At 32.2% G+C, this 25,789-nt stretch carries 16 protein-coding genes, 1 other RNA gene and 9 pseudogenes; 4 read left to right on the top strand and 22 right to left on the bottom strand.

What is annotated here, in order from left to right; all coding sequences use genetic code 11:
* Positions 1-39: 39 nt before the first annotated feature.
* The 7 genes and pseudogenes from ABLV95_RS05035 to ABLV95_RS05065 form a co-directional block, all read right to left on the bottom strand.
* Entirely contained in the window at positions 40-879 is an 840-nt protein-coding gene (locus tag ABLV95_RS05035; RefSeq protein ID WP_460872652.1) for a DegV family protein, read from the bottom strand.
* A gap of 9 nt (positions 880-888) precedes the next feature.
* Positions 889-1,374 (bottom strand): dihydrofolate reductase, encoded by a 486-nt coding sequence (locus ABLV95_RS05040; protein WP_069815623.1) that lies wholly within the window; start codon positions 1,372-1,374, stop codon positions 889-891.
* 89 nt (positions 1,375-1,463) lie between these two features.
* Positions 1,464-2,421, bottom strand: a pseudogene (locus ABLV95_RS05045) (thymidylate synthase).
* 284 nt (positions 2,422-2,705) lie between these two features.
* Positions 2,706-3,141, bottom strand: a pseudogene (gene brxA, locus ABLV95_RS05050) (bacilliredoxin BrxA).
* 46 nt (positions 3,142-3,187) lie between these two features.
* Positions 3,188-4,305: pseudogene (locus tag ABLV95_RS05055) on the bottom strand (conserved virulence factor C family protein).
* Between the two features lie 21 nt (positions 4,306-4,326).
* The gene (locus tag ABLV95_RS05060; RefSeq protein WP_002507599.1) at positions 4,327-4,584 is read right to left on the bottom strand and encodes a NifU N-terminal domain-containing protein; all 258 of its coding nucleotides are present in this window, start codon (positions 4,582-4,584) and stop codon (positions 4,327-4,329) included.
* 12 nt (positions 4,585-4,596) lie between these two features.
* Positions 4,597-4,791, bottom strand: coding sequence for a zinc-finger domain-containing protein (locus tag ABLV95_RS05065; RefSeq protein WP_046465342.1), 195 nt, complete (start codon positions 4,789-4,791; stop codon positions 4,597-4,599).
* 240 nt (positions 4,792-5,031) lie between these two features.
* On the opposite strand from ABLV95_RS05065, the gene ABLV95_RS05070 reads away from it, so the two are divergent.
* Entirely contained in the window at positions 5,032-5,736 is a 705-nt protein-coding gene (locus ABLV95_RS05070) for a queuosine precursor transporter (RefSeq protein ID WP_427704431.1), read from the top strand.
* A 17-nt stretch (positions 5,737-5,753) separates the two neighbouring features.
* Here the strand turns inward: ABLV95_RS05070 and ABLV95_RS05075 are convergent, their stop codons facing one another.
* A complete protein-coding gene (locus ABLV95_RS05075) occupies positions 5,754-6,326 on the bottom strand; it encodes an RBBP9/YdeN family alpha/beta hydrolase (protein ID WP_460872880.1) in 573 nt (190 codons plus the stop codon).
* Between the two features lie 176 nt (positions 6,327-6,502).
* Between ABLV95_RS05075 and ABLV95_RS05080 the strand changes: the two genes are divergently transcribed.
* Positions 6,503-6,910: a ribonuclease HI family protein gene (locus ABLV95_RS05080; protein WP_427704429.1), complete on the top strand. Its 408-nt coding sequence runs from the start codon at positions 6,503-6,505 to the stop codon at positions 6,908-6,910.
* A gap of 61 nt (positions 6,911-6,971) precedes the next feature.
* Here ABLV95_RS05080 and ABLV95_RS05085 read toward each other — a convergent pair whose 3' ends face one another.
* The 9 genes and pseudogenes from ABLV95_RS05085 to ABLV95_RS05125 all read right to left on the bottom strand — a co-directional run bounded on the left by ABLV95_RS05085 (position 6,972) and on the right by ABLV95_RS05125 (position 16,645).
* The gene (locus tag ABLV95_RS05085; protein ID WP_046465346.1) at positions 6,972-7,853 is read right to left on the bottom strand and encodes a 5'-3' exonuclease; all 882 of its coding nucleotides are present in this window, start codon (positions 7,851-7,853) and stop codon (positions 6,972-6,974) included.
* 20 nt (positions 7,854-7,873) lie between these two features.
* Complete coding sequence (locus ABLV95_RS05090; protein WP_460876559.1) at positions 7,874-11,314, bottom strand: dynamin family protein; 3,441 nt, start codon at positions 11,312-11,314, stop codon at positions 7,874-7,876.
* A gap of 340 nt (positions 11,315-11,654) precedes the next feature.
* Positions 11,655-12,292 (bottom strand): annotated as a pseudogene (locus ABLV95_RS05095) (SDR family oxidoreductase).
* A 311-nt stretch (positions 12,293-12,603) separates the two neighbouring features.
* A pseudogene (rarD, locus tag ABLV95_RS05100) lies at positions 12,604-13,512 on the bottom strand (EamA family transporter RarD).
* Positions 13,513-13,550: 38 nt separating this feature from the next.
* Positions 13,551-14,685: pseudogene (locus tag ABLV95_RS05105) on the bottom strand (THUMP domain-containing class I SAM-dependent RNA methyltransferase).
* Positions 14,686-14,856: 171 nt separating this feature from the next.
* An RNA gene (gene rnpB / locus ABLV95_RS05110) (RNase P RNA component class B) lies at positions 14,857-15,232 on the bottom strand.
* A 137-nt stretch (positions 15,233-15,369) separates the two neighbouring features.
* The gene (locus ABLV95_RS05115; protein ID WP_427704424.1) at positions 15,370-15,732 is read right to left on the bottom strand and encodes a DivIVA domain-containing protein; all 363 of its coding nucleotides are present in this window, start codon (positions 15,730-15,732) and stop codon (positions 15,370-15,372) included.
* Between the two features lie 11 nt (positions 15,733-15,743).
* Entirely contained in the window at positions 15,744-16,310 is a 567-nt protein-coding gene (locus ABLV95_RS05120; protein ID WP_021339200.1) for an SLOG family protein, read from the bottom strand.
* Positions 16,307-16,645, bottom strand: coding sequence for a DUF1798 family protein (locus ABLV95_RS05125; protein ID WP_046465352.1), 339 nt, complete (start codon positions 16,643-16,645; stop codon positions 16,307-16,309). The genes ABLV95_RS05120 and ABLV95_RS05125 overlap by 4 nt, the downstream gene beginning before the upstream one ends.
* 249 nt (positions 16,646-16,894) lie before the next feature.
* On the opposite strand from ABLV95_RS05125, the gene recU reads away from it, so the two are divergent.
* The gene (gene recU, locus ABLV95_RS05130; protein WP_285323178.1) at positions 16,895-17,521 is read left to right on the top strand and encodes a Holliday junction resolvase RecU; all 627 of its coding nucleotides are present in this window, start codon (positions 16,895-16,897) and stop codon (positions 17,519-17,521) included.
* A pseudogene (locus ABLV95_RS05135) lies at positions 17,518-19,764 on the top strand (transglycosylase domain-containing protein). Before recU ends, ABLV95_RS05135 begins: the two are co-directional and overlap by 4 nt.
* Before the next feature lie 163 nt (positions 19,765-19,927).
* Here the strand turns inward: ABLV95_RS05135 and ABLV95_RS05140 are convergent.
* From ABLV95_RS05140 to ABLV95_RS05160, 5 genes and pseudogenes are all read right to left on the bottom strand, one after another.
* Complete coding sequence (locus ABLV95_RS05140; protein WP_427704421.1) at positions 19,928-20,257, bottom strand: YpoC family protein; 330 nt, start codon at positions 20,255-20,257, stop codon at positions 19,928-19,930.
* A 5-nt stretch (positions 20,258-20,262) separates the two neighbouring features.
* Entirely contained in the window at positions 20,263-20,922 is a 660-nt protein-coding gene (nth, locus tag ABLV95_RS05145) for an endonuclease III (RefSeq protein ID WP_427704420.1), read from the bottom strand.
* Positions 20,912-21,597, bottom strand: a pseudogene (locus ABLV95_RS05150) (DnaD domain-containing protein). Before ABLV95_RS05150 ends, nth begins: the two are co-directional and overlap by 11 nt.
* An 88-nt stretch (positions 21,598-21,685) precedes the next feature.
* Positions 21,686-22,978, bottom strand: a complete 1,293-nt coding sequence (gene asnS / locus ABLV95_RS05155) for an asparagine--tRNA ligase (RefSeq protein ID WP_427704419.1) — start codon at positions 22,976-22,978, stop codon at positions 21,686-21,688.
* Positions 22,979-23,071: 93 nt separating this feature from the next.
* Positions 23,072-25,776 (bottom strand): annotated as a pseudogene (locus tag ABLV95_RS05160) (helicase C-terminal domain-containing protein).
* Positions 25,777-25,789 lie beyond the last annotated feature (13 nt).

The raw sequence follows: 25,789 nt of genomic DNA on the forward strand, positions 1-25,789 counted from the left end.
TCTTATTAATAGTAACAGCATATATGGAGCAAAATCATATTAAGATCTTAAAACAATTAATCCGATGGCGCCTTGACCAGCATGTGTTGAGATAACAGGTGTTGTTATATTTGTATCGAAATGATGGAAATTAAATTCTTCAGAAAATTGCTTTTTAACCTTATCTACAAATTCAATGACATTGGCATGAGCAATACCAATAGATTTTATATTCCTATCACCTATAAAGTGACTTATTTCTTTCTTTAAGAATTGAACACTTGCATTTTGCGTACGTGAATTGTGTAACATTTCAAGTTTACCATCAACAAGTGTACCAATCGGCTTAATTTTCATCATATTCCCAATTAAACCTTTTGTTTTACTAATACGCCCACCTTTAATCAGTTGATTAAGTTGGCCAATAACAACATAAAGTTTAATGTTTTTTTGTAATTCATTCAATTTTTCAATAATTTTTTCAGTTGCAATACCCTCATTATTCCATTCTACAACGTGCTGAATTTGATAACCTAAACCAAAAGAAATTGATTTAGAGTCTATAACCGTTACATTGCTATCAGAAATTTGACTGGCTTGCAGTGCAGTTTGATAAGTACCACTTAATCCCGAAGTGATATGAATACTAATGATTTCAGAACCATCAGCACCTAATTCATCATACATCTCAATGAATTTGCCAATCGTCGGTTGACTTGTTTTAACATCTGCATCATCCTGAATTCTTTGTATATATGCTTCAGAAGTGATATCGACTTGGTCTACATATGATTTTCCATCTATTGTTAAGTTAAGTGGTACAACATGGATATCATTTTCAACTAAATAGTCATTTGATAAGTCTGAAGTTGAATCGGTTACAATTTTCTTTTTAATCATAATGTCCTCCTATGAATTTTTCTTACGAATTAAATGTAAAAAAGTATGAGGAATTGTATTTTTGTCATCTAATTCCCCTTTTACTGATGATTCGACTTCCCAATCTTCGAATGTATAAGGTGGGAAAAATGTATCCCCATCAAATTTATCTTCAATTACTGTGATATACATATCGTCAACTTTATCAATCATTGCTTCAAATAATGATTGACCACCAAATACGAAAACATGGCCAGGTAAATCAAATATATCATCCATAGAATGAATTACATCAACGCCCTCATGTTGAAACGCTTTATTTCTAGTTAATACAACGTTTCGCCTGTTAGGAAGTGGTTTTCCTATAGAGTCGAATGTTGCGCGTCCCATAACGAGGGTATTGTTAGTACTTAATTTTTTAACGTGTTTAAGGTCATTCGGTAAATGCCAAGGCAATGTGTTATCTACGCCGATAACACGTTGTTGGTCATGCGCTACAAGTATTGATAGTGTCATATTTTTCCTCCCTACTGCTAATATAGTAAAATATTATTTTGAATTTTTAATAATTATCATATATTAATCAATTTTGATCGTTTTGTAGATTACACTGCTATCGGTGCTTTTATTGCTCGGATGAGAGTTATAATCTATAATTTCCAAATCCTCGTAATTGATATCAAAAATAGAAGCATCACTGTTGATTTTTAATTGAGGTGGTTCAAAACCATCACGTGATAATTGTGTTTCTATAGCATCAATATGATTAGCGTAAATGTGGGCATCGCCAAATGTATGCACAAATTCTCCAACCTCTAGTCCACATTCTTTCGCAATTAAATGCGTTAATAAACTATAACTAGCAATATTAAATGGCACACCTAAAAATATATCTGCACTTCTTTGATAAAGTTGACAACTTAATTTACCCTCTTGTACATAGAATTGAAACATCGTATGACATGGTGGCAATGCCATGGTATCTATTTCAGTTGGATTCCAAGCTGAGACAATATGACGTCGAGAATTCGGATTGTTTTTGATTTGTTCTATAACAGTCTTAAGTTGATCGAAATGGTTACCATTTTTATCTTCCCAGTCGCGCCATTGTTTACCATACACATTGCCTAAGTCACCAAATTTTTGGGCAAATGCATCATCGTTTAAAATCTGTTGTTTGAACTTTTGCATTTTTTCCTTATATAGTTTATTAAAAGATTCATCTGCTTGTGCTCTATGTCCAAAATCGGTCATATCTGGCCCTTTATAATCTGATGATTTCACATAATTCTCAAACGCCCATTCATTCCAAATATTGTTATTATATTGGAGTAAATATTTAATGTTCGTATCACCTTTGATAAACCACAATAATTCCGTTGCAATTAATTTAAAGGATACTTTTTTGGTTGTTAATAAAGGAAATCCTTTCGAGAGGTCAAATCTTAATTGATGTCCGAATTTTGAAATTGTGCCTGTATTTGTGCGATCATTTTTTTGTTTACCGATGTCTAAAATTTCTTCGCATAGATTGTGATATGATTGGTCAAAACTATTAAGCATAACAATCACACTCCTTTCTATTATTTATATTTATCTTATTGGAAATTACTGACAATTAAAAGAGTTTACTATTAATTGTGTAAAAAACAATTCACATTATATAAAGTATACATTATTTTTTTGAAAACGTTTAAAATGTAGCATTATTTTTAAATTTAAAAAACCAACTTACCATATCTTAAATAATAAGTTAGATATGATAAGTTGGTTTAGAGAAACATTTATCCAAGTCCAATTACTATTATCATTTAATATAAAATAACAGATTATATTAAATTAAGTAATTAGCAATATTCATCGAAAGCATCTTTGATATCCATACAAATATCTTGAATATCTCTACCTTCAATATGTTCGCGTGGAATAAAATGTTTTAATTCTTGACCTTCAAATAAAGCGAATGATGGACTTGACGGTACTTGCTGAATAAATGATCTCATTTCTTCAGTAGCTTCCTTGTCTTGTCCTGCAAACACTGTGACTTTATTACTAGGTTTTTTATCGTTTTGTTCAACTACAGTCACTGCTGCAGGTCTTGCTAACCCAGTCTGCGCAACCACATGTAGAGTTAATAACTACAAAAGTTGTGTCATCTGCTGCGACATTATTCATATAATTAGAAACTGCTTCAGCAGATTCTAAACTTTCAAAATCATGTTCTGTTAATTCACTACGCATTTGTGTAGATAATTCGTTCATATAAGCATCATATGCATTCATTGATAACACTCCTAAAATTTATCTTTTAATTCATTTTTATCAGTAATTACTTGTTTCTGTTAGCAATTTGTTTCCAAACGGATCCTAAAGCTTCGTCACCATTTTCAATTCTAGAAATTGCCATCTCTATTTGTAGTTTTACTTCGTATGCAGGGTCATCTGCATGTGCTCTTAATGATTCAAGTTGTTCAGGGCCACCTTCGTCAAAGATAAACATTGCCGCTCTCCATCTTACAATTTTTTGTGGGTCATTCAATGCTTTTTCCATTTCGGGTAGCGCTTGTTTGAAACCTAAATCGCTTAAACAATCTCCTGCCGTACGTCTTACTGCAGGACTTTTATCATTTAAACCTTTAAACAGATAAGGTAATACAGCCTTATCTTCCACCATTCCAAGTAGTACGATAGCTTCACGTCTCAAAGGTATTTTTTGCTCATCGCTCACTGCTTCACCTAATAATGGGAAATCTTGTACAGTTGGTGTTGGGAAGGATTTTAACATTCTTAATCTTTCTTTCCAGTCATCCGCAGACTTGATAAGCTTCAAGCGTAACGTGTTGATATTGTTTTTCTGGTACAACAATATCTGTAGCTAATGCTTCTTGGACAAGTGTTTTTAAGCGTTCTTCAGGATAAATCGCAGTAATTTCTTCAAATACTTCAGACATAATATCGTCTAATTCACCGTAGCGCACACCTAAATCATCCCATTTGCGAAGAAAGACAATATTATCATTATCTTTTTGTGCAGCCTAGCATGCTATCTATATAAATTTCTGGTAATTGTTTGCGTTTTTCTTCAGAGCTTGTAGTAAGTTTAATTTGATAAGGAATCCCCTTAAATTTTAATACTTCAGCCTTAACCTCTCCATAGTGTTCATCAGGCAAAGGTTCACTTATTTCTTCTTGGTCTTCATTTAACGTTGCAGTTACGTTAGGTAAAACATCTTCCCAATCAAATTTCGGCTTTTTGTCCACTGCTAAAAAGTCCATGACATAGAATATAGACTTAACGCCTTCTATTGCTAATACATCATTAATAAAATGAGGCTGTCCCTCTGCAACTGCAGTATACGTATTTGATTTATTATCTTCTCTTTTCTCACTCAAGACAATTTTCATTGTATTTGGACTTGGTGTAGGTTCAACACGAACAATTTCCATCAAGGAACCTCCTTGTTATATTTATATTCTTTCTAACGTAGCTAATATATTCGGTAATACATCATCCCACTCAACATTAGCTTGTTTATCAACTGAAATAAAATCCATAGCTTGGAATATAGATTTAACACCCTCTACTTCTAATACTGCATTAATAAATTCAGGTTGTCCTTCTTTTACTTTAGTATACGTGTTGGGTTTTGTGTCTCCACCTTCTACGCTATATACAAATTTCATTGTATTTGGATTTGGGGTTGCTTCTACATTTAAAATTTCCATGATAAATCCTCCTTATTGTAATTCATTTCCTATTTGTTTAATTTGTTTTCCAATTGAACACTCATTTATACAAAAGTGATGTGCCTGTGTTTTTCCTTCAGTCTTTCTGATATGATTTTTAAGCAAGCATTCTTTGCAGTAGGTGTTCATTAAATGATCTATCGCATCAATTGCTTCTTTTTCAGAATAAGTTAGAATAATCTTCACTCTCCTGTGTTTCTGTAAATAAAAGTATTTAATTATATTAAGATTTGACGCATGAAAGTATTATATCATTTGTAACTACGATTGTTTAATATTAAATTTGCAATTAAGATTAATGTAGAAATAATGTGTATTAATTTTTAAAGTATACTTGCAATTTTTAATTTATCTGATAAGATAATGCAGTTGTTAAATATGCGGTTTCTAAACACCCGCATCATCAAAATTTAGGAGGAATTTAAATTGTTTAACGAAGTTTTTGGTGTGTTAACGTTTTTAATCACATTTTTATTATTAGTCGCAATGTATCGCTTTTTTGGAAAACAAGGGTTAATTGCTTGGATTGCAATTGGTACAATTATCGCTAATATACAAGTAATAAAAACAGTAGATATTTTTACTATTTCTGCAACATTAGGTAATGTAATGTTTGCATCGATATATTTAGCTACTGACATTTTGAATGAGATATATGGTAGGAAAATTGCAAAGCGTGCGGTTTGGTTGGGTTTTAGTTCAACGTTAGTCATGATTATTGTCATGCAATTATCGTTACACTTCACCCCATCTCCCGTGGACACGACGCAAGGTGCATTAGATACAATATTTAATCTTGTGCCTAGAATTGCATTAGGTTCTGTTATTGCATATATCATTGGACAGCATTTAGATGTACTGCTATTTTCATTGATTAAAAAGGTGTTCAGTTCAGATAGAACATTTATTATTAGGGCGTATGGAAGTACGATAATTAGTAATATTATAGATACAGCATTATTCGTAGCTATTGCGTTTTTAGGAACAATGCCAAATGAAGCAGTATTTGAAATTTTTATAACAACTTACTTGTTGAAAATTATTTCTACAATATTTAACGTGCCGTTCGGTTACTGGGCAAAATCTATGTATCGAAAAGGTAAAATACAGAAATTAGATGAAGGTTACTAAAAAAACTCTGAAATTGGTTATATACCGATTTCAGAGTTTTTTTGATTTAAAACAGTAGTAATTTGTTCTCTTAGATATTCAAATGTTACATAACCATCGCTAGCTAGAAAGTGTCCTTGGTGTGGTATATGAATTGTTTGAGTTCCTAAAGCTTTAGACAAACGATCTGTTGCACGTATATCAACAACAGGATCATAATCGCTACCAATAGTAATAATATGTTGAGCATTAATGCGATCAAGCTGAATGTTAGTTTGTTTGATATAATAATCTAATTCTGGTAAATTCTTTAATGTTTCATTAAAGCCTGAAACTAAAAATAATCCTTTAATATGTGGGCATTGAGGAAGTTGAGATAAATAATTAAGCACGGATACTACCCCAAGACTATGAGCGACAATAAGCGTTTCGGAATTTAATTTATATGCCATACTATTGTGTAATGCTTTGTACCACTGATCTATATCTGGATGATTTGAGTCTGGTAAATATATGACTTCGACATCATAATCAGAAGCTTTCATTTTAGCAACTAACCATTGAAACCAATGGCTATCAGTATGTGCTTGATAACCATGTATAATAAACATATTTTTCAAAGTATCAGACCTCTCTTGCTCAACTCCGACTAATTAAGTATAAATTCAATGTATATCTATGATACGAAAAATATATTGAATTTCCAACTGATATGATTAGCGATTATATAGTATAAATGTAATAGTTTTGATAAGATTAGATTAACTTAAATAATGTGGGTGAATTTATGGCGAAAATATATTTTGATGCAGCTACTGCCGGTAATCCAGGTGAAAGTGCTTGTGCCGTTGTCATAGTAACAGACAATGAACGGATTCAGTATGACGCTAGTTTAGGTATAATGGATAACCATAGTGCTGAATGGGCCGCGTTAGTGTTTGCCTTAGAAAGTGCTGTGAAACACGAAGTGACGACGGCGATAGTTTATACAGATTCAAAATTAATTGAAGATAGTTTGAATAAGGGACGCGTAAAAAATAATAAATTCAAACCTTATTACAGTGAAATGTTAAAATTAGAACAACAGTTTGATTTACTTTTTGTAAGATGGATTCCTAGAAATCAAAATAAAGAAGCAAATCATCATGCTAAAAATGCACTATACAAAATTTCTAAAAATAAAAAAGGCAAATAATATAAAAAGTGGTCGCTAACTTTCCAGAAGGATTGCTAACAGCCACTTTTTATTTGTATGTTTAACTGAAATGAGTAGACAAGTATTTTCCTGATACGTATAACTCATGTTCGTTACAGATATTTAATATCTTAGTGATATCTGTACCAAATTTCATATCTTGTAATAACGTTGTTGTATCTAAAGGTACTTCAGTGTGAATTTTAGCTAAAGACTTGGAAACCTTTAAATTTTGCATATCATTACTTATTTTATTCTGTTGACCAGGTGTTAATTCGTCTATTGCGTCAACGACAGATTCTACAGAACCATAATTTTGAATAAGTTTAATTGCTGTTTTTTCTCCTATACCTTTTACACCAGGATAACCATCTGCGCTATCTCCCATAAACGCTTTTACATCAATAAGTTGTAACGGATTCAATCCATATTCACTTTGGAATCTATCAAGCGTGTAGCGATTATAAATGCTGAACCCCTTTTTAGTTAACCAAATTTCTACATTGGGATTGATACATTGTAGTATGTCTTTATCACCAGTTACTACATAAATTTGATTTTCATCAGAATATTGATGTGCTAAGGTTCCAATAACATCATCAGCTTCATAGTTCTGAACGCCAATGTTTACAAAACCAAATTGATTGGACACCTCTTTCACATAATCAAATTGAGGAATAAGTTCTTCAGGTGGTGCCGGTCTATTTTGTTTATACCCATCAAACATATCATTTCTGAAAGTGGATTTACCCATATCCCAACATACAGCTACATGTGTTGGCTGTATGTCATTGATTGCGCTAAATACGTGACGCACAAATCCTTGTATCCCATTTGTAGGTGTGCCTGAAGAATTGCGCATAAATTGTTTGTGAAGACTTGTAGCATAAAAATGGCGGAATAATAAAGCCATGCCATCTATTAGTAATATTTTATTAGACATTTTGTGTACCTCTTTCTTATTTACAATAACACTTTTAATTGTGCGTTCGTTTCTTGCAATTGTTGAATCAATGCATCATCGATTTCAAATGATAATAATTCTTTAATTTGACGATGAATGTCATTTTCAAATTGCTTGAATTTTGTTTCAGCATTTTCGTCCATAACTAAGACGATTTCATTGAGTGCTTTTCTAAGATCAGCAATACAAGGGGCGAGCAACTTGATTGTTTCTTGTGTAATTTGTTCTTGTAATTCACCCTGTGTCTTAGGTTGCAGTATATTCTTTTTAGAAAGTGACTTAGGTAATGCATCAATCATATGACTTAACTCCACTTTTAAATAAGGTTCATCTAATTCAATATTGTTTTTATCAAATTCTGGTTCAATAAATACATGCAATTGTTCAAGTTTTTGTTTCAATGGCGCAATTTCATTATGCAATTGTTCGTGGAAGTATTTTTTGACGCGTTCAACAAGTAAGGATTGCTCCAAGTACAAGCGTTGATGAATTTGATCTAAATAAATTTTCGTAGATAGTCGTTTTTCTTCGTTGAAATTACTGTTTTTTGTCATTTGTCCATTATAAATAGATTTGACTTCATCTTGTAATTGTAATTTCAAACGTTCGTTTAAATGATAGATCTGGTCTTCTACTTCATTTGAAGCACGTTGTTCTGCAGTTTGTAATATGTTATAACTCAACACTGTTGATTGTTTATAATTTTTTAATTTTTGTTTACGTTGTTCAATTTGAGCTTTGTTATTCGTTGTTTCTTCAATCATTTGCTCAAACGCTTCGGAAATATGTGTGAGTTGTTTTAACATTTGTTGTTGGAGTATATATTTAGATTCAACTTGAGTAAAGTATTGAATACTCTCCTGTAATTTATCGATACCTTTATCGCCAGACTTAAGCGCCTCTCTACTAGAAACAGCAAAAATATCTGAATCCATGTTGACTTGAGTTAAAGCATCACCAACATATTCTATCACAGCATTTAAATCTTCGTCAGTTTCTGCTAAGTCGGTCGCATTTATAATCATTTTGAAGGCTTGATTTTCATTTAACTGGTTCATTTCTTTCATGTGTTCAATAAAGCGCTTGTCATTATTTGTAAATGAATGATTAAAATAACTAACATATAAGATTAAATCTGAAGATGTCAGTATTTTCTCAGTTTCGTTCGTATGACGTTGATTATTTGAATGTAAACCTAGAGAATCAACGATGATTTTATCTTTTAACCATTCTATTGGTAGTTTAAGGTGTACTGTATTTACAAACGTTGCATACTCATCTTCTGCACTCCACTTTTTAATGTCGTCTTGCGGAATAGTATGTGTTTGTCCTTCTTCTAACCTGCGTTTATACATACTGTAATGTTTTTCAACTGCGTTCACAAAAGCCAATTGATTTTTTTCCAAAGTTGCTTTGATTTTATCTGTATTTTTACTTAAAAACGTATCAATACTTTCAAATGTTTTATTTTCAATTTCGAAAACTTGATTCAACTCATCTAAAAGTTGCTCAGATGATTTAAGGGTTATCTGACTTTCATGACCATAAGTTAATTCAGTCATTGTCGCAGTGGTTGGATTAGGAGAACTGACTAAGTGCGAACCACCTAATAGCGCATTAATTAAACTACTCTTACCTGCGCTAAATGTACCAAAGACCCCTATTTTAACAACTTTATTCTCTAACCGGGTTAATGTATCATCAATGTCTTGTTTTGTTTGTTCGAATAATGGGATATCTTGAATTAATTCAAGTGCATTTTTGATGTTTTGGGTATTATCTTGGTTATCGTAATGTGTTGCAACAGTGTTCCTCTTACTTGCCTTCACAGTATCAGTATTGTCTTTCGCTGTGTATTTGATTTCTGTTCTGTCTATTAATTTATCCAAGGAGTCATCCATATGAATGTAATAATGCATATAATTTTGTGTTTCCAAAGACTCTCTTAAATTACGCATTTCCATAAATTTCACATAATCATTATAATCGTCTTCTTGTTCTGTGCCGATATCATTTGCTTGTGAATGGTTAATGGCTTTTTTAAATAATGGATCAGATTCTTTTGCAATGAATTTTTTGAGTGAAGCCATCAAATCATCTGCAAATGTTAAAACGTATTGATTACTAATCGTTATTTGCATTTGATATAAATCTGTTATGAGCTCTGGGTGTATTGTATAATGCTGATTAAGAATGTCATCATTGACCTCTGAAGAATTTATAAATCGTGTTAAAAATGACATATCTTCTCTTAGTGGTTGTCTGACTTCTTGATTCACTTTGTCTTGGAGTTGTTCAACAACTGCTGTTAATCTCTTTTGCTGTTCTTCTAATGTTTTTTGTTTTTTATTAAATAAACCACCAACTTTAAAGTCTTTCGTACGACTTTCTAAATAAATTTTGATTTTTTCTCTCGTGTCATGCGTCATGATGTATGCATTATCTAAAATATCTTTACGTTTTTGCTTTAAAAAGTCATATAATTCATCAGGGTTATTTAATAACTTGGCTTCTTCACTGACCTCTTGATTTTGTTGGAAATTGAGATAAGCTTGATCAAAATCCGCTTCGAAAATATCAAGTTGTTCTAAAATATCTTGAATTTCATATTGAACATAAGATAATTGCTCATCAGTAATAAATTTAACAATTCGTTCCACATAATCCTCGATAGATTCTCTATGGGTGTCCTTTTCAATCAAATAATTAGAAAGCGTGTCAATTTCATTATATTCATGCTCATATTTTGACACATAAAATATTTGATCTAATTCGATTTCCCACTCAGCGATTGATTTCTCTACGCGATCTTTAAATGTCTCAAAAGTAATTTCTTCTTCGCTATGTTTATCTATTTGATTAATTACAAATACCACAGGCACATTTGCTGCATTTAACTGTTTCATAAATTGGAAATTTAAAGCTGATTGAACGTGGTTATAATCTACTGTATAAAAAAGTACATTACTCGTATACATAAATTCCTCAGTGCTTGATTGATGTGTTGCAACATTAGAATCTACACCAGGTGTATCTTGTAACGTGAAACCTTTTTTGAATTTGTCTGATGGAAATTTTATTTCTACAGATTCTACATCTATGTTTTCACGATTCATTTGTTTAACTTCATCGTAATTATTTAATAATGTATATTGTTGATTGCTCAAGTTTGCAATAATTCCTGGTTCGTCTGACACAGAAACAATAGCCGTATTGCTTGTTGTTGGTACAGGTGAACTTGGCAAAATACTTTCTTCTAAGAGTAAGTTAATTAAAGTAGATTTCCCTGCTGAGAAGTGGCCCACAAAAGTTGCAGTGTATTGTTCTAAGTATACCTTTTTAATAACTTGATTGATAATGTGGACAAGACGTCCATTATTTGATTTTTCAACTTCTTTTTTTAGTTTATATAAAATATCGAGTTGCTCAGTATTAGACATGATATGTATCCCCTTTGATTACTTGTATGTAATTAATCTTATTGTATAACAAATTATTGTTTGTCTAAAGGTAGTAAGTGAAATTAAATTTCTTTTAATTACGTATTAATGATAATTTGTCTTAATGTTACGTTGCGTACGTAGTGTATTCTAATCACTAGGCTAATTATTAAAATATGTCGTTATGATATAAACGGCTGTAATAAAAAAGTCACTCCAAACATATTTGGAATGACAATAGCATAAGATAGTTTATGATGAGCTATCTTATATATCCGCTTCAGTATTGTTAGTCTGTCTATTGTTTAACTTACAGCTTTTATATACACTTACTTAATTATTAACTCCCTTTAGGTTTACTGTAATCAGTATTAGGCTTATTGATACCAATGTTTTCTTTTAAATAAAGGCTTGGATCTTTAGCAATTTTAACAGCGACAGTCGCTACACTTTTTCTAGATACTTCTGTGCCTTTGAAGGATTCATTTTTTTGAGTGATTTCATAATCAATCTCGTTTGTATGAGTTAACCACGCTGGTCTAAAAATAGTATAATCTAGCCCTGAATTTTCAATAATGTCAGCTGCTTCTTTATATACAGGTAGTCTATCACCTATTTGTTGCTTGGACCCATTCCCCAAATTCTCCTGGTACTTCATTATATATACCTAGAGAAGTTACGAAGATTAAACGTTTCACATCATTTGTTTGCATTGCTTTTACAATAGTCGTTGCTTCTTTATCAAGATCACCTGATAGACTAGCTATAACGATATCTACATCGTCCATTGCACTATTAACATCATCAAAGTTAGTAGCGTCACCTTCACGCACACGAATTCTATCTGATGCAAAGTCCGGTAATCGATTCGCATCTCTTAAAAATAATCTTAAGGTATAGGATGTGTTTTCTAAAAAAGAATTAATAGTCTGCTTTAGAAACTGCACCATTTGCCCCTAGAATTAATACTCTTGTCATCCAATCACTCCAATATCATTTTATTGTTACAGTAATTTTACTATATAATCAAAAATGTTTTAAGTCTCTTTTTATCTCCAAAATCTGAAATACGTTTGTTACATATAATCTGTTTATACTCACAGTACTATAGTTAACCTCTTTACCCTCATATTAAACTTAAAACATACTTGATTACAATCTGAGTGCTTAATTGATTACTATAATATATTGAATTGAAAAATCCCTAGATATGTTAAACAGTTCTTAAGTATCAACTTAATACAGTTTTCAACATCTAGAGATCTAATTGTAATGATAAACTTAAATTGTTAACGAATTACAGGGGTTTTATCTTTCTTAATTTTAAAGTACTGTGAAATGCTATAGACAATAATACCAATCCATATAAAAATGAACGTTACTAACTGGTCAATATTAAATGGTTCTTTAAATAAGAATATCCCTAATATAAACATCAACGTTGGAGCAATGTATTGTATGAAGCCAGTTAAAGACAAGGGAATTCTACGTGCGCCTGCTGAAAACAGTATTAGCGGAATCGCTGTAATCGCCCCTGAGAATAATAGCCAAAATGATGAACTATTAACTCCTAGAGAAGAACTCCCTTGTTGCCATATATACCATAGATATATAAAGCCTGCTTGGAGCAGTAGCAATACATTCTATAGTGATACTGCTAATGGCATCTATCGGCACTAGTTTTTTAATTAATCCGTACAAGCCAAATGAACTTGCTAATAATAAGGAAATACCTGGGAATACACCCATTTTCAATGTCATATAGAGTACACCTATAACTGCTAATGCAATTGCGATCCACTCTAATTTATTAAAACGTTCTTTCAAGAAAATAAGCGCAAGTATTATACTTACGAGTGGATTAATATAATATCCTAAACTCGTTTGCAGCACATGACCATTTGCTACAGCCCATATGAATGTGCCCCAGTTAATTGTAATTACATAACCTGCTTGCAATAATAGCAATGAGTTGAATTGGATTTGTAAAGAGTTGATGAACATCTCGTTTAAAGGGCCCAGTATTTTTAGTGAACACTACAACAAATAGCATAAATATCATCGAAAGCACAATTCTATATGCTAAGATTTCAAATGCGCCTAAATCTCTAATTAAATCCCAATATATGGGTAGGACGCCCCATAATATATAAGCGAGCAAAAGCGAATACGATACCCTTTTTAAATTCAGTGTTCAAAAGATGCACCTCTTTCTACTTTTTCAATTTATCAAATTTTAATTTTGAGGTTTTCTTTTACCCCAATACTGATAATACGTACATTCAATATATCCATTAAATAACTTTCTACGCTTAGTCGCCTTTTGGTTAACTAAATGTTCAAATTCTGTACTACTTGTCAAAATATAAGTAGATAGATGAGGATGTTGTTGCATTAGTTCACCAATATAGCGATACATAACTTCTACTTCATCACGGTCACCGATACGTTCACCATATGGCGGGTTACCTATAAGTGCGAGTGGCTCCTCTGTATCTATTGTAAGTGTATTAACATCTTTCACGCTAAATTGAATAATATCAGCTAATCCAACTTCTTCAGCGTTTCTGCGTGCAATATCTATCATTTCTGGATCGATATCCGAAGCATAGATTTCAAGTTTTCTATCGTAATCAGCTTGTTGATCTGCCTCGTCTCTCATTTCGTCATATAAATTGTCAGGCATCATGTCCCATTTTTCAGAAACAAAATCACGATTAAACCCAGGTGCAATGTTTTGCGCGATTAAGCAAGCCTCTATTGCTATTGTGCCTGAACCACAAAATGGATCTATTAACGGCGTATCACCTGTCCAATTCGCTAAACGAATTAAACTTGCTTGCAAGTGTTTCTTTAATTGGTGCTTCACCCTGAGCTAAACGATAACCACGTTTATTCAATCCTGAACCAGAAGTGTCTATTGTAAGAAGTGCATTATCTTTTAATATTGAAACTTCCACTGGGTATTTTGCACCTGTTTCATTTAACCAACCGCGTTCTTGATACGCACGTCTTAAACGTTCAACAATTGCTTTTTTTACAATTGCTTGGCAATCAGGAACACTAAACAACGTCGATTTCACACTACGACCTTGTACTGGGAAGTTACCATCTTGTTCAACAATTGTCTCCCATGGTAAAGCCTTTGTTTTTTCAAATAACTCATCAAATGTAGTGGCTTTAAATTGACCTACTACAATTTTAATTCTGTCGGCTGTACGTAACCATAAATTACACTTAACAATTGCAGATTCGTCACCTTCAAAAAATATTCTGCCATTTTCGACAGTTGTTTCATAACCTAATTCTTGAACTTCTTTTGCCACAACTGCTTCTAATCCCATAGGACATACGGCTAATAATTGATACATTAGTTTGCTCCTTCTTAAATAAAGATTTACTTATATTTTATCAAAAAAATTTTTAAATAGATATGACATTGTACTAAGTTCTAATGCAACTCAGGTTAATGAATATCTTCTATAACTTTAGAAATTAAAAAAGCTCTCCTATGTGGGAGAGCTTGGGTCTAGTGATGATATTTCTGTAAGCCATGTTTTGTACCGTTGTACTGCTATCGTGTACTAGATACACTCGTACGCTGGTGGTAACCATCTGTCTACATGCTTTTAAAAGCATGTCCTATTTATACGTTGAATTCCGTTAAATAAGTGCTCCTACCTAATTTGGATTGCTCACTCGAGGGGTTTACCGCGTTCCACCTTTTATATTTCTATAAAAGCTACGTCACTGTGGCACTTTCAAACTATTTTAACCGTATCTATAAGACTTAGGTTATTTCATTGCCGTCAATTTAATGCCTTGACTTATTTTTTCATCAAGCACGAACACTACAATCATCTCAGATTGTGTGAGCATGGACTTTCCTCTATATTGCTATAGCGATCACCCAAAACACCATCTTTGAAAGTATACCATGCTTTAGACGGCTAAACAAACAAAATAAACCAAGTTTTGAATGAAATCAAAACTTGGTTTTATGTAGATGAAGCTATATCTACGATTTGCACACACTATAATCATTCATTAGCGTGTTATTTTCCAAATACCGCTTTTTCTAAGTTAGAAATTCTTTTTAGAATATCAACATTATTATTATTGTTATTGTTGTTATTACTCTTAGTTGCAGCATTACTATTGGAAGAGAAATTCTTATTTTCTTGTGGTCTTGACGTTGCTACACGTAATCTAAGTTCTTCAAGTTCTTTTTTTAGTTTATTGTTTTCTTCGGAAAGCTTAACAACTTCACTATCTAAGTCTGACATTTTTTGATAATCGGCTATGATGTCGTCTAAGAAGGCATCGACTTCTTCCCTTCTATAACCACGTGTCATAGTTTTTTCAAAATCTTTTTCATAAATATCCTTTGCTGATAATTTCAATGAAATATCTGCCATTTTTTCCCACCTCATTCGAAACTTTGTTCTTGAGACCACTGTAAATCATTGATGAACTCAGTTAATTCATCGAACGTCACAATGTCACAAGTATAATTTGTTTTTTCCATAAAATCAACTAACATTTGCTTGAAGAATTTTGGACTTGCTTCTTGCTCCTCATCATATATTAATAATGTTTGATCTGTGTGATCTAACATGAACTGATCTGTCTGTTTAAATTGATGAGGTCCTTCGTATGGTGAATGAAACACACTATCTACAAAATCAGCCTTTTGTGTGATATTTTGATATTTAGCTTGATTTTGTTCGTTCCATCTATCGCTGTGACCATAAAACGGCGTTATAATACCCAATTTAAGTTCTGGATATGTTGCTTTCAAATCAAGTACTACTTCTGCTGTCCATAACTCTATACCCATCTGTCCTTGTATTAATACCCATTCTAAGCCTTCTTCAATCAATTGATTTAATTTATGTGCTATAAATTTTTTTAAATAGGAAACTTCTGGAGCATCATCTTTGAAAATATTAAGTTCATAAGATTTATAGCCTGTGACATAAACTGTTTTTATCATAGATACAACTCACTTCTTTGAATATAGCTTAAATCATATTGAACAGCCTTTATTTTTTCTGTGAATAACTTTCTGCTTGAGCGCTTAAAGTGGCACTCCACAGATAATTCTTCGATATTAGAAACTAATAAATCAAATTTTTGTTTGTTCATATATTGCAATTGAAGTATTTGAGTTTCATATTGAATAAAGGATGTGAGCAATTCATCAATATTATTCGTGAATGGGACGACAACAGAATAAAAATCATAATCTTCGCCAGATGCTTTTACGGATTCATATTTATCTTGCATAAGCTGTACATCATCTAATAATTGCGTAATTAACTGTTGCATGAAGTTTCCTCCTACACAATAAATTTACCATAAAAGACAATGTGCGTCATTTCTAAAGCGTCGTCTTACAATTATGTTATAATAGCGCCTTATTTAGTTCCAAATATTGTTTAATTATGCAAAGCACGTTAAAATGTACTTGATGTATTTGTAAATACATTGATTCATATTTCAAGGTTTGGAAAAATTTGCCAAAGTCGGGTATAATGGAAAAAGTTTTTGATTTCCAAACTAAAGTGGTGAAAAACAATGAATTACCCTAATGGGAAACCATTTAATAGAAATAAGTCTCAAGTCGGACGAACTCATAAGGGTCAAACGGGTAAAATAGACTATGGTGGCAGAGGTATGTCGCTTGAAAATGATATCGAACTGTCGAACACTTACTATTTGAACCATGGAATGGCGGTTATACATAAAAAACCAACGCCTGTTCAAATCGTAAATGTTCATTATCCTATGAGAAGTAAGGCTGTAATTAATGAGGCTTATTTCCGAACGCCGTCTACAACTGATTATAATGGTATTTATAATGGACATTACCTTGACTTTGAAGCGAAAGAAACGAAAAATAAAACTTCTTTCCCATTGAGTAATATGCATGAACACCAAGTTTCACATATGGCGTCTTGTTTCAAACAAAATGGAATAGTATTTTTATTAATTCGATTTAAAACGCTTGATGAAGTATATCTACTTCCCTATTCTAAGTTTGAATACTTTTGGGAAAGACATACAAATAACATTAAAAAGTCGGTAACGGTTGAAGAAGTAAGAAAAAATGGTTACTATATTCCTTATCAGTATCAACCACGATTGAATTACCTCAAAGCTGTTGATAAGTTGATATTAGATGAAAGTGAGGACCGCGTATGACGGAGAAAAAAGGACTTCCCAATCTAAAAAGAAAGGTAAGTCCGAGCAAAAAAAGAATAGGAATATTAAACGAACGATAATCAAGATAATTGGCTTTCTTATCATTGCCTTCATTGTCTTAGCGTTAATAGGTATCTTGTTATTTGCTTATTATGCTTGGAAAGCTCCAGACATTTACTGAGTCAAAATTACAAGATCCAATCCCAGCTAAGATTTATGATAAAGATGGAGAATTGGTGAAAACAATTGATAACGGACAACGACGTGAACATGTTGAATTAGATGAAGTACCTAAAGCAATGAAGGATGCTGTTTTGGCTACAGAAGATAATCGCTTCTACAGTCATGGTGCACTTGACTATAAACGTCTGTTCGGCGCTGTTGCCAAAAATATCACTGGTGGATTTGGTTCGCAAGGTGCATCGACTTTAACACAACAAGTTGTTAAACGATCATTCTTGACAGATAAAAAATCTATCGCACGTAAGGCACAGGAAGCATACTTATCATACAGATTAGAACAAGAGTACAGTAAAGATGAAATATTCGAAATGTACTTGAATAAGATTTATTATTCTGATGGTGTTTATGGTGTGAAAGCGGCAGCTAAATATTACTTTGATAAAGAATTGAAAGATTTAACTTTAACTGAGGAAGCATATCTTGCTCGGATTACCACAAGTACCAAATACGTATAATGTTTATGATAATCCTGAAGAAGCGGAATCACGTAAAAATACTGTGCTATATCTCATGGAATATCATAATAGGATTTCTAAAGAAGAGAAAGAAAAAGCACAAGATACTAAAATACAAGATACACTTGTTCAACGAACTAATGAAGAACGACAAGTAAGCAATGATGATTCTAAAAAAGAATATGATTCATATATTAATTTTGTGAAATCAGAGCTTATGAATAATAAAGCGTTCAAAGGTGAAGATTTAGGATCTGTATTAAATAGTGGCATTAAGATTCATACGAATATGGACAAAGATGTTCAAGATACATTGCAAGAACGTATAGATAATGGTAGCTACTATAAAAATGATGATCAACAAGTTGGTTCATCTATCGTAGATAGTGAAACTGGTGAACTTGTTGCAATATCTGGTGGTAGAAATTATAAAGACGTCGTTGATAGAAACTTAGCAACAGATGCACACCCTACCGGATCGTCATTAAAACCATTCTTATCTTATGGTCCAAGCAATTGAAAACATGTCTTGGGCAACAGATCATGCCATGAAAGATGAAGAAGAATATCAAGTTGATGGTGTTACATTTAGAAACTATGACTTGGAAAGTCACGGAACAGTTAAACTTTATGATGCATTACGTCAAAGTTTCAACATCCCTGCCTTAAAAGCTTGGCAATCAACAAAAGAAAATGCTGGAAACGATGCACCGAAGAAATTCGCTGAAAAAGTAGGATTAGAATACGAAGGAGATATTGGACCTTCTGAAGTATTAGGTGGTTCTGCATCTGAGTTCTCTCCTACACAATTAGCATCAGCATTTGCCGCAATTGCAAATGGTGGCGAGTACAACAATGCACATTCTATTGAAAAAGTTGAAAAACAAGATGGCGAAGTCATTGAATATGACCATACAAGTAAAAAAGCTATGAAAGATTCTACTGCTTATATGCTAGCCGAAACACTTAAAGGTACATTTGAGGCTTATGGCTCTGCATATGGACATGGCATTTCTGGATTAAACATAGGTGCTAAGACAGGTACAGGTACTTATGGTCAACAAACTCAGCAACAGTATAATCTACCTGATGATGCTTGCTAAAGATGTTTGGATTAATGGTTTCACTCCTAAATACAGTATGTCTGTATGGATGGGATTCAATGAAGTTAAACAAGGCGGAACAAACTCATTTGTAGGAAGTGATGAACAAGAATATCCTCAATTCCTATTAGAAGATGTAATGTCTAATATTTCGCCACGCGATGGTGAAGACTTCACGAAACCAGATTCTGTTAGCGGAGACAGTAAAGATAATTTATCAGTTAAAGGTGAACCTGATGACAATACAACTGATAATGATCCTAAAGGTCAAGGCAGTAACAGTGATTCAGACAGTGATTCAGACAGTGATTCTGATAGTGATTCAGACAGTAATAGTTCAAGTAGTAACAATACTGGTAGCACGAATACCAATAATACAAGTGGTACAAACACTACCAATGCAAATAGAAGTGGAACAGCTACTTCAAATAGTACACAATAACAAGATTTTAGTTTTAAAAGACCCGCTTTCCATATTAATTGGAATCGGGTCTTTGTTTTTAGTTAAAGTATATTTATATATCAATTCATCAAACAGATACAATCATGAATAAAAAAACAGCGTAAGTCTCCTAACTTTGAGAGCTTACGCTGTTTTTAATTGTTTAATGTTTGTTTTTTAGACGAATTTGATAAGATGCGTTCATTTTAATAAGTTCTGATTTTAATGTTTTCATTTGGCTGTAACCCATAAAATGATATTTACGTGCTATCATATAATGATATCTTTCTTCAAAGTTCATTGGAACGACAGCATATTCATCTAAGCAATTAAAATCAATCATTTCAATATCATTAATTTGTTGAAAGTAAAGTTGAATCAGATTAAAGTATTGATCTAACAATCTTTTTGCTTCTGGTAATTTTAATTTTTTTACTTTCGCGTATGAATCCAATTCCAGTTCTAACTTTGTAAAGTCTTCTTTTGTAATCATTTTATTCATGCCTCTTTCAAACTTGCTTTATAGCGCTTTTGCCCTTCTCTACATTCTTCAAATAATGGACAAACATCGCATTTTGGTTTACGAGCTAAACAATGATAGCGACCGAAAAATATGAGTTGATGATGTGTTTTGTTCCATCTTTCTCTAGGAACTACTTTACACAATTTATCCTCTACTTGACGTACATTATCTTTCCATCGGCATATACCTAAACGTTTTGAGATACGTTCTACATGTGTATCTACAGCTAATGAAGGTTCTCCAAAAGCTACGCTCATAACGACGTTGGCCGTTTTCCTACCCACACCTGCTAAGCTTTCTAACTCATCGTGTGTTTGAGGAATCTTACCATCAAATTTATCTAAAAGCGATTGGCTTAATTTTTGAATGTTTTTGGCTTTATTTCTATATAAACCAATAGTACGTATATCATTTTCTAATTCTGAAATATCCACACTTAAATAATCTTCAGGTGTTTTATATTTTTCAAATAAAGGTTTCGTGAGTTTATTTACAGAAATATCAGTTGTTTGTGCAGATAAGAGTACAGCAATTGTAAGTTCAAACGCATTGTCATGGACAAGTTCGCATTCAGCATTTGGAAACATATCAGCTATGACATCAACCATTTCAAGTGCTTTTTTATTACTTACCATTTGGATTCTCCCCATTCAGCCAATCAAATTTAGGGACCTTACTAACTGTATGTTTCATTTTAGGTTGGTTAAATTGGCGGCTAATTTTTTTGAGTCTTCAATCGTTTTTACATTATTCTTTTTCCAATTCAGTAAAATACGATCGATATATTTAAAACTCATTTTATTTTGGCTCTCTGCTTCATTTAAAGCGACTTGAATGACACTTAAATCATGTTTATCTATATCTAACCATTGATTTAATGTTTCTATCTCGTATGGAGATAAAGGCCTGCCAAACGCTTGTTCAATTTTTTGAAATAGTGTATTGAACTCTAGTTCAGATTCGTGCTCATCTTGTTTTACATTCATTTGTTGCATAATTTCACTTAATCGATCATAGAACTGATTAAGGTTCATATATTCAGTAAACTTGCCTTCTTCGTCTTTATTGACATTAAGCTCTAGTAAATCATGTTGTATTAGAGTTTGAATGATTGAAGTGATTTCTCTTGAATCTAACGCAGAGCCTTGCTGTAAAGATTCAATTGAAGGTTGTTTATTAGAAGTTTCTGATGCATGTAATAATTTGATTAAAATAACTAACTCTGTTTCATTTAAACCTAATTCATTGTAATGATCAAGTAGTTCTTTTCGAATTACGACTGGTCTCGTTTTTAATTGTTCTCTATCCAAAGTAGCCCCTCCCATCTTTGATATTGCTATAAAAACGTCCAGCCATTATTTGTGGACTGGACGCTTATTGTGAATCTTATTTTAAATATTATGGATATAATCGATTAAGTAAGCGTGGGAATGGTGCAGTTTCACGGACATGGTCTACACCTGATAACCAAGCTACAGTTCTTTCTAATCCTAAACCGAAACCACTATGAGGTACGCTGCCATAACGACGTAAATCTAAATAATAACTATAACTCTCAGCGTCTAAGCCATATGCGTTAATACGTTGCTCTAGCAAGTCAAGGTCATTTATACGTTCAGACCCACCTATAATTTCGCCATAACCTTCAGGTGCAATGAGATCTGCACACAGTACAGTATCTTCATTTTCTGGATTTGGTTGCATATAGAAAGGTTTGATTTTTGTTGGATAGTTAGTGATAAATACTGGTAAATCATAATGATTAGCGATAGCCGTTTCATGTGGAGAACCGAAATCTTCGCCCCATTCTATATCGTCAAAACCTTGTTCTTTTAAGAATACTACAGCATCATCGTATGTGATACGTGGGAATGGTGTAGTTACTTTTTCAAGTTTAGATGTATCACGCTCTAATACATTAAGTTCAAGTTTACAATTATTTAATACAGATTGAATAACATGTGTTACATATTGTTCTTGGACTTCTAAACTTTGTGCATGTTCACAAAAAGCCATTTCAGGTTCAATCATCCAGAATTCAATTAAATGACGACGTGTTTTAGATTTTTCAGCACGGAATGTCGGACCAAATGAGAACACTCTACCGTGAGCCATTGCAGCAGCTTCCATATAAAGCTGTCCACTTTGAGATAAGAATGCGTCTTCATCAAAGTATTTTGTATGGAATAGCTCGCTTGTGCCTTCAGGTGCACTTGCTGTTAAAATAGGTGGATCAATTTTTGTGAAACCATTGTCATTAAAGAAGGCATAAGTTGCACGAATAATCTCATTTCTAATTTTCATTACAGCATGTTGTTTTTTAGAACGTAACCATAAATGACGATGATCCATTAAAAATTCTGTACCATGGTCTTTAGGTGTAATTGGGTAATCATGAGCTTCTGAGATTACTTCTATAGATTTCACTTGCATTTCGTAACCAATATCTGAGCGATTATCTTCAGATATAATGCCAGTAATATAAATAGATGATTCTTGTGTTAATTCTTTAGCTAATTTAAATATTTCCTCAGTTACTTCTGCTTTTGCTACGACACCTTGCATAAAGCCCGTACCATCTCTTAATTGTAGGAATGCTATTTTCCCACTTGAACGTTTATTAGTTAACCAAGCGCCAATAGTCACTTCTTGGTTTAGATATTTTTTAGCTTCTTTAATCGTTGTCTTCATAGCCAGTCTCCTAATAATATTGTAGTCTTCTTTTCTTTATCCTTATATATTTTAACAAAATCGATGTATAAGTTCTAGTTGCGCGTGCTAAGTTTATTGATTGCGTTTGTCTTCTTTTTTTAATTTTTTGAGTATGCTTGAAAATTGTTTGATATCGCCTTTATTTTGACGATAACTTTCTAATGATTGTTCAAAAAATTGCTTGTAATTACTGCGAATTAAGCGATCATCAAAGGATACGATAATCCCTTTATCATTTTCGCTACGTATCAATCTACCAAGACCCTGTCTAAAACGCGTTACGAGCATCAGGTAATACATAATCTTTGAATGTAGAAGTAAACTCAGACTCCATTAGCCAATATTTTGTATTGTTTTGATTCATAAAAGGCAACTTAGCAATCATTACACATTTGATACCATTAGATTGAAAGTCAAAACCTTCAAAGAATGTACCTGTACCTAATAAAATTGCTTTATTAAAACTATTAAATTGTTGAACAATCTTATAGTTTTGATTTTGCTGTTGTGTCAAAACCACATAGTCTTCAAATTCTGGCAATTCATTTAATAACTCTTGAACCATATGCATCATTTTATAACTTGTAAATAGTATTAAACATTTAGACTCTACAATGTTAATATACTCAATTACATAATTAACAATAGAACTCACATAATCATCAATGCTTTTATAATTATATGAAGCTACATCATTAGGTATGAATACAGTAGTTTGGTTTGGTGACATCACCTTCGAATCAATCTCATACGTGTTAAAGACGATATCTTTATTAAACCAATGTTTGAAGTTTTCAAATGAATGGTTAAACGTTAATGTACCTGAAATAAATGTAAGTGATTTAAATTTATCTAATACTTGTGTGGTCAATATTTCTTTAACATCATAGTCTTTAACATTAAGTCTAATTGTTGATTTTTGATTTATATTTTTAATTGATAAATAACTTGTGTGATTATTTTTTAAACTGTGTTCAATTTCTTTAAAACGATCATTAATATAAAGGATTTGTTTGCGCACCGACTTGATTGTTTTATGACTCATACCATTGAAGAATTCTAATGTCATATTGAGTTTATGAATAATTGAATGTAAATCGTTCAAAATTGGTGCAACGTCAAAATGATAGACAAAATGGAGCTTGTGAACTTCATCATCATGCACTTCAGAACTTTGAATGATGTCAAAAATAGTAGTGAATAATTGCTCATTTAAATCATGTATCTCATTGACTGTTGTTTTTAATCCGAAAACATCTATAGGCGGTATATCTAATTTTTCAAGAATTCTTTGTTGTTCTAAATGATCGATAGATTTAAGTAGCTTTTCATTTTCTGTCTTACCAATTAAGCCAAGTTGATATTTAATATCAGAATAACTCAATTCATTAGTCACTTGGCTTAAAGCATAGTCAGGCAAACGATGTGCTTCGTCGATAATACAATCATCAAATAATTGATATATAGAATTATCATGAGCAGACATGTATTAAATGAGCATGATTTGTAATACCAATTTGAATATTTTGAGCATTTCGTTTAATGAAATTGAAGTAATGTATATCGTTGCGAACAGGCACATAAGTCTCTAGCTTTTGTTCGAAATACATTTTTTGCCCGCCTTTTAAATCTAGTTCTTGAATATCACCTGTATCTGTTTCGGTAATCCAAATTAATAATTGCATTTTTAATATGCCGACTTCGTAATTACTGGCTTCTTCTTTCAAAATTTGGCTGATTAAACCTAATGAGATATAATCACGTTTACTTTTTATTAAAGTAGCATTTATTTTGAAATCTAAAGCTTGTTTAAGCGCGTGTATATCTTTTTCCAACAATTGGTTTTGTAATAATTTAGTATTAGTTGAAATCATTACGTGTTTACCAGTTTCAATATTATACATTAATGATGCGAGTAAATATGCAAATGACTTGCCACTACCAAGTGGTGCTTCAATCATTGCTTTTTCACTATTCATTAATTGTTCTAAAATAATCTCAGATAGATACAATTGTTGTGGTCGATAGGTCAAACTAAGTTCCTTAGTAATCAAGGTATATAAATCTTTCAAAGTACCATCAAAATCTACTGTAGGTGCCTTGAAATCTTTTTGTTTTTTATAAATAATTTGTTCGAATTGGTCATAAACATCTTCTAGTGGTTTATCTTCATGATTACGCACCATTTCAAATAAAATATCATGTAAGTCATATTTTAAATTCTTACTTAAATAATATAGTTGTTTCAAAGTATCTAAAGGTAACGTTTCGAATTTCTCAAATGCGAGTATCATAAGTTGCGCTGTTGTTGCGGCATCTTCGTCAGCGCGGTGTGCGTTGTTTAGAACAATACCATGTGCTTCTGCTAACTCACTTAACTGATAACTTTTATCTGTTGGAAAAGCGACTTTAAATAATTCTAACGTATCCATTACTTTTTTTGGACGATATTTGATATCACAATTTTTAAAAGATTTTTTTATGAAATTCAAATCGAAAGCAACGTTGTGTGCCACAAAGATACACCCATCTATTTGTTTATAAATATCTTCAGCTATTTCATGGAAATATGGTGCTTGATTTAACATTGCTTCTTCTATTGACGTTAATGCTTGTATAAAAGGAGGAATTTCTAAATCTGTTTTAATCATTGAATGGTACGTGCCGATTATTTTATTTTCTCGAACAAAAGTAATACCTATTTGAATAATTTCATCATAGTCTAATTGATTTCCTGTTGTTTCTAAATCCATAACGGCATAACACGGTTTTGTCATTCTCATTCCTCCT

This window comes from Staphylococcus sp. Mo2-1, assembly GCF_046721385.1.
Taxonomy (GTDB): domain Bacteria; phylum Bacillota; class Bacilli; order Staphylococcales; family Staphylococcaceae; genus Staphylococcus; species Staphylococcus equorum_A.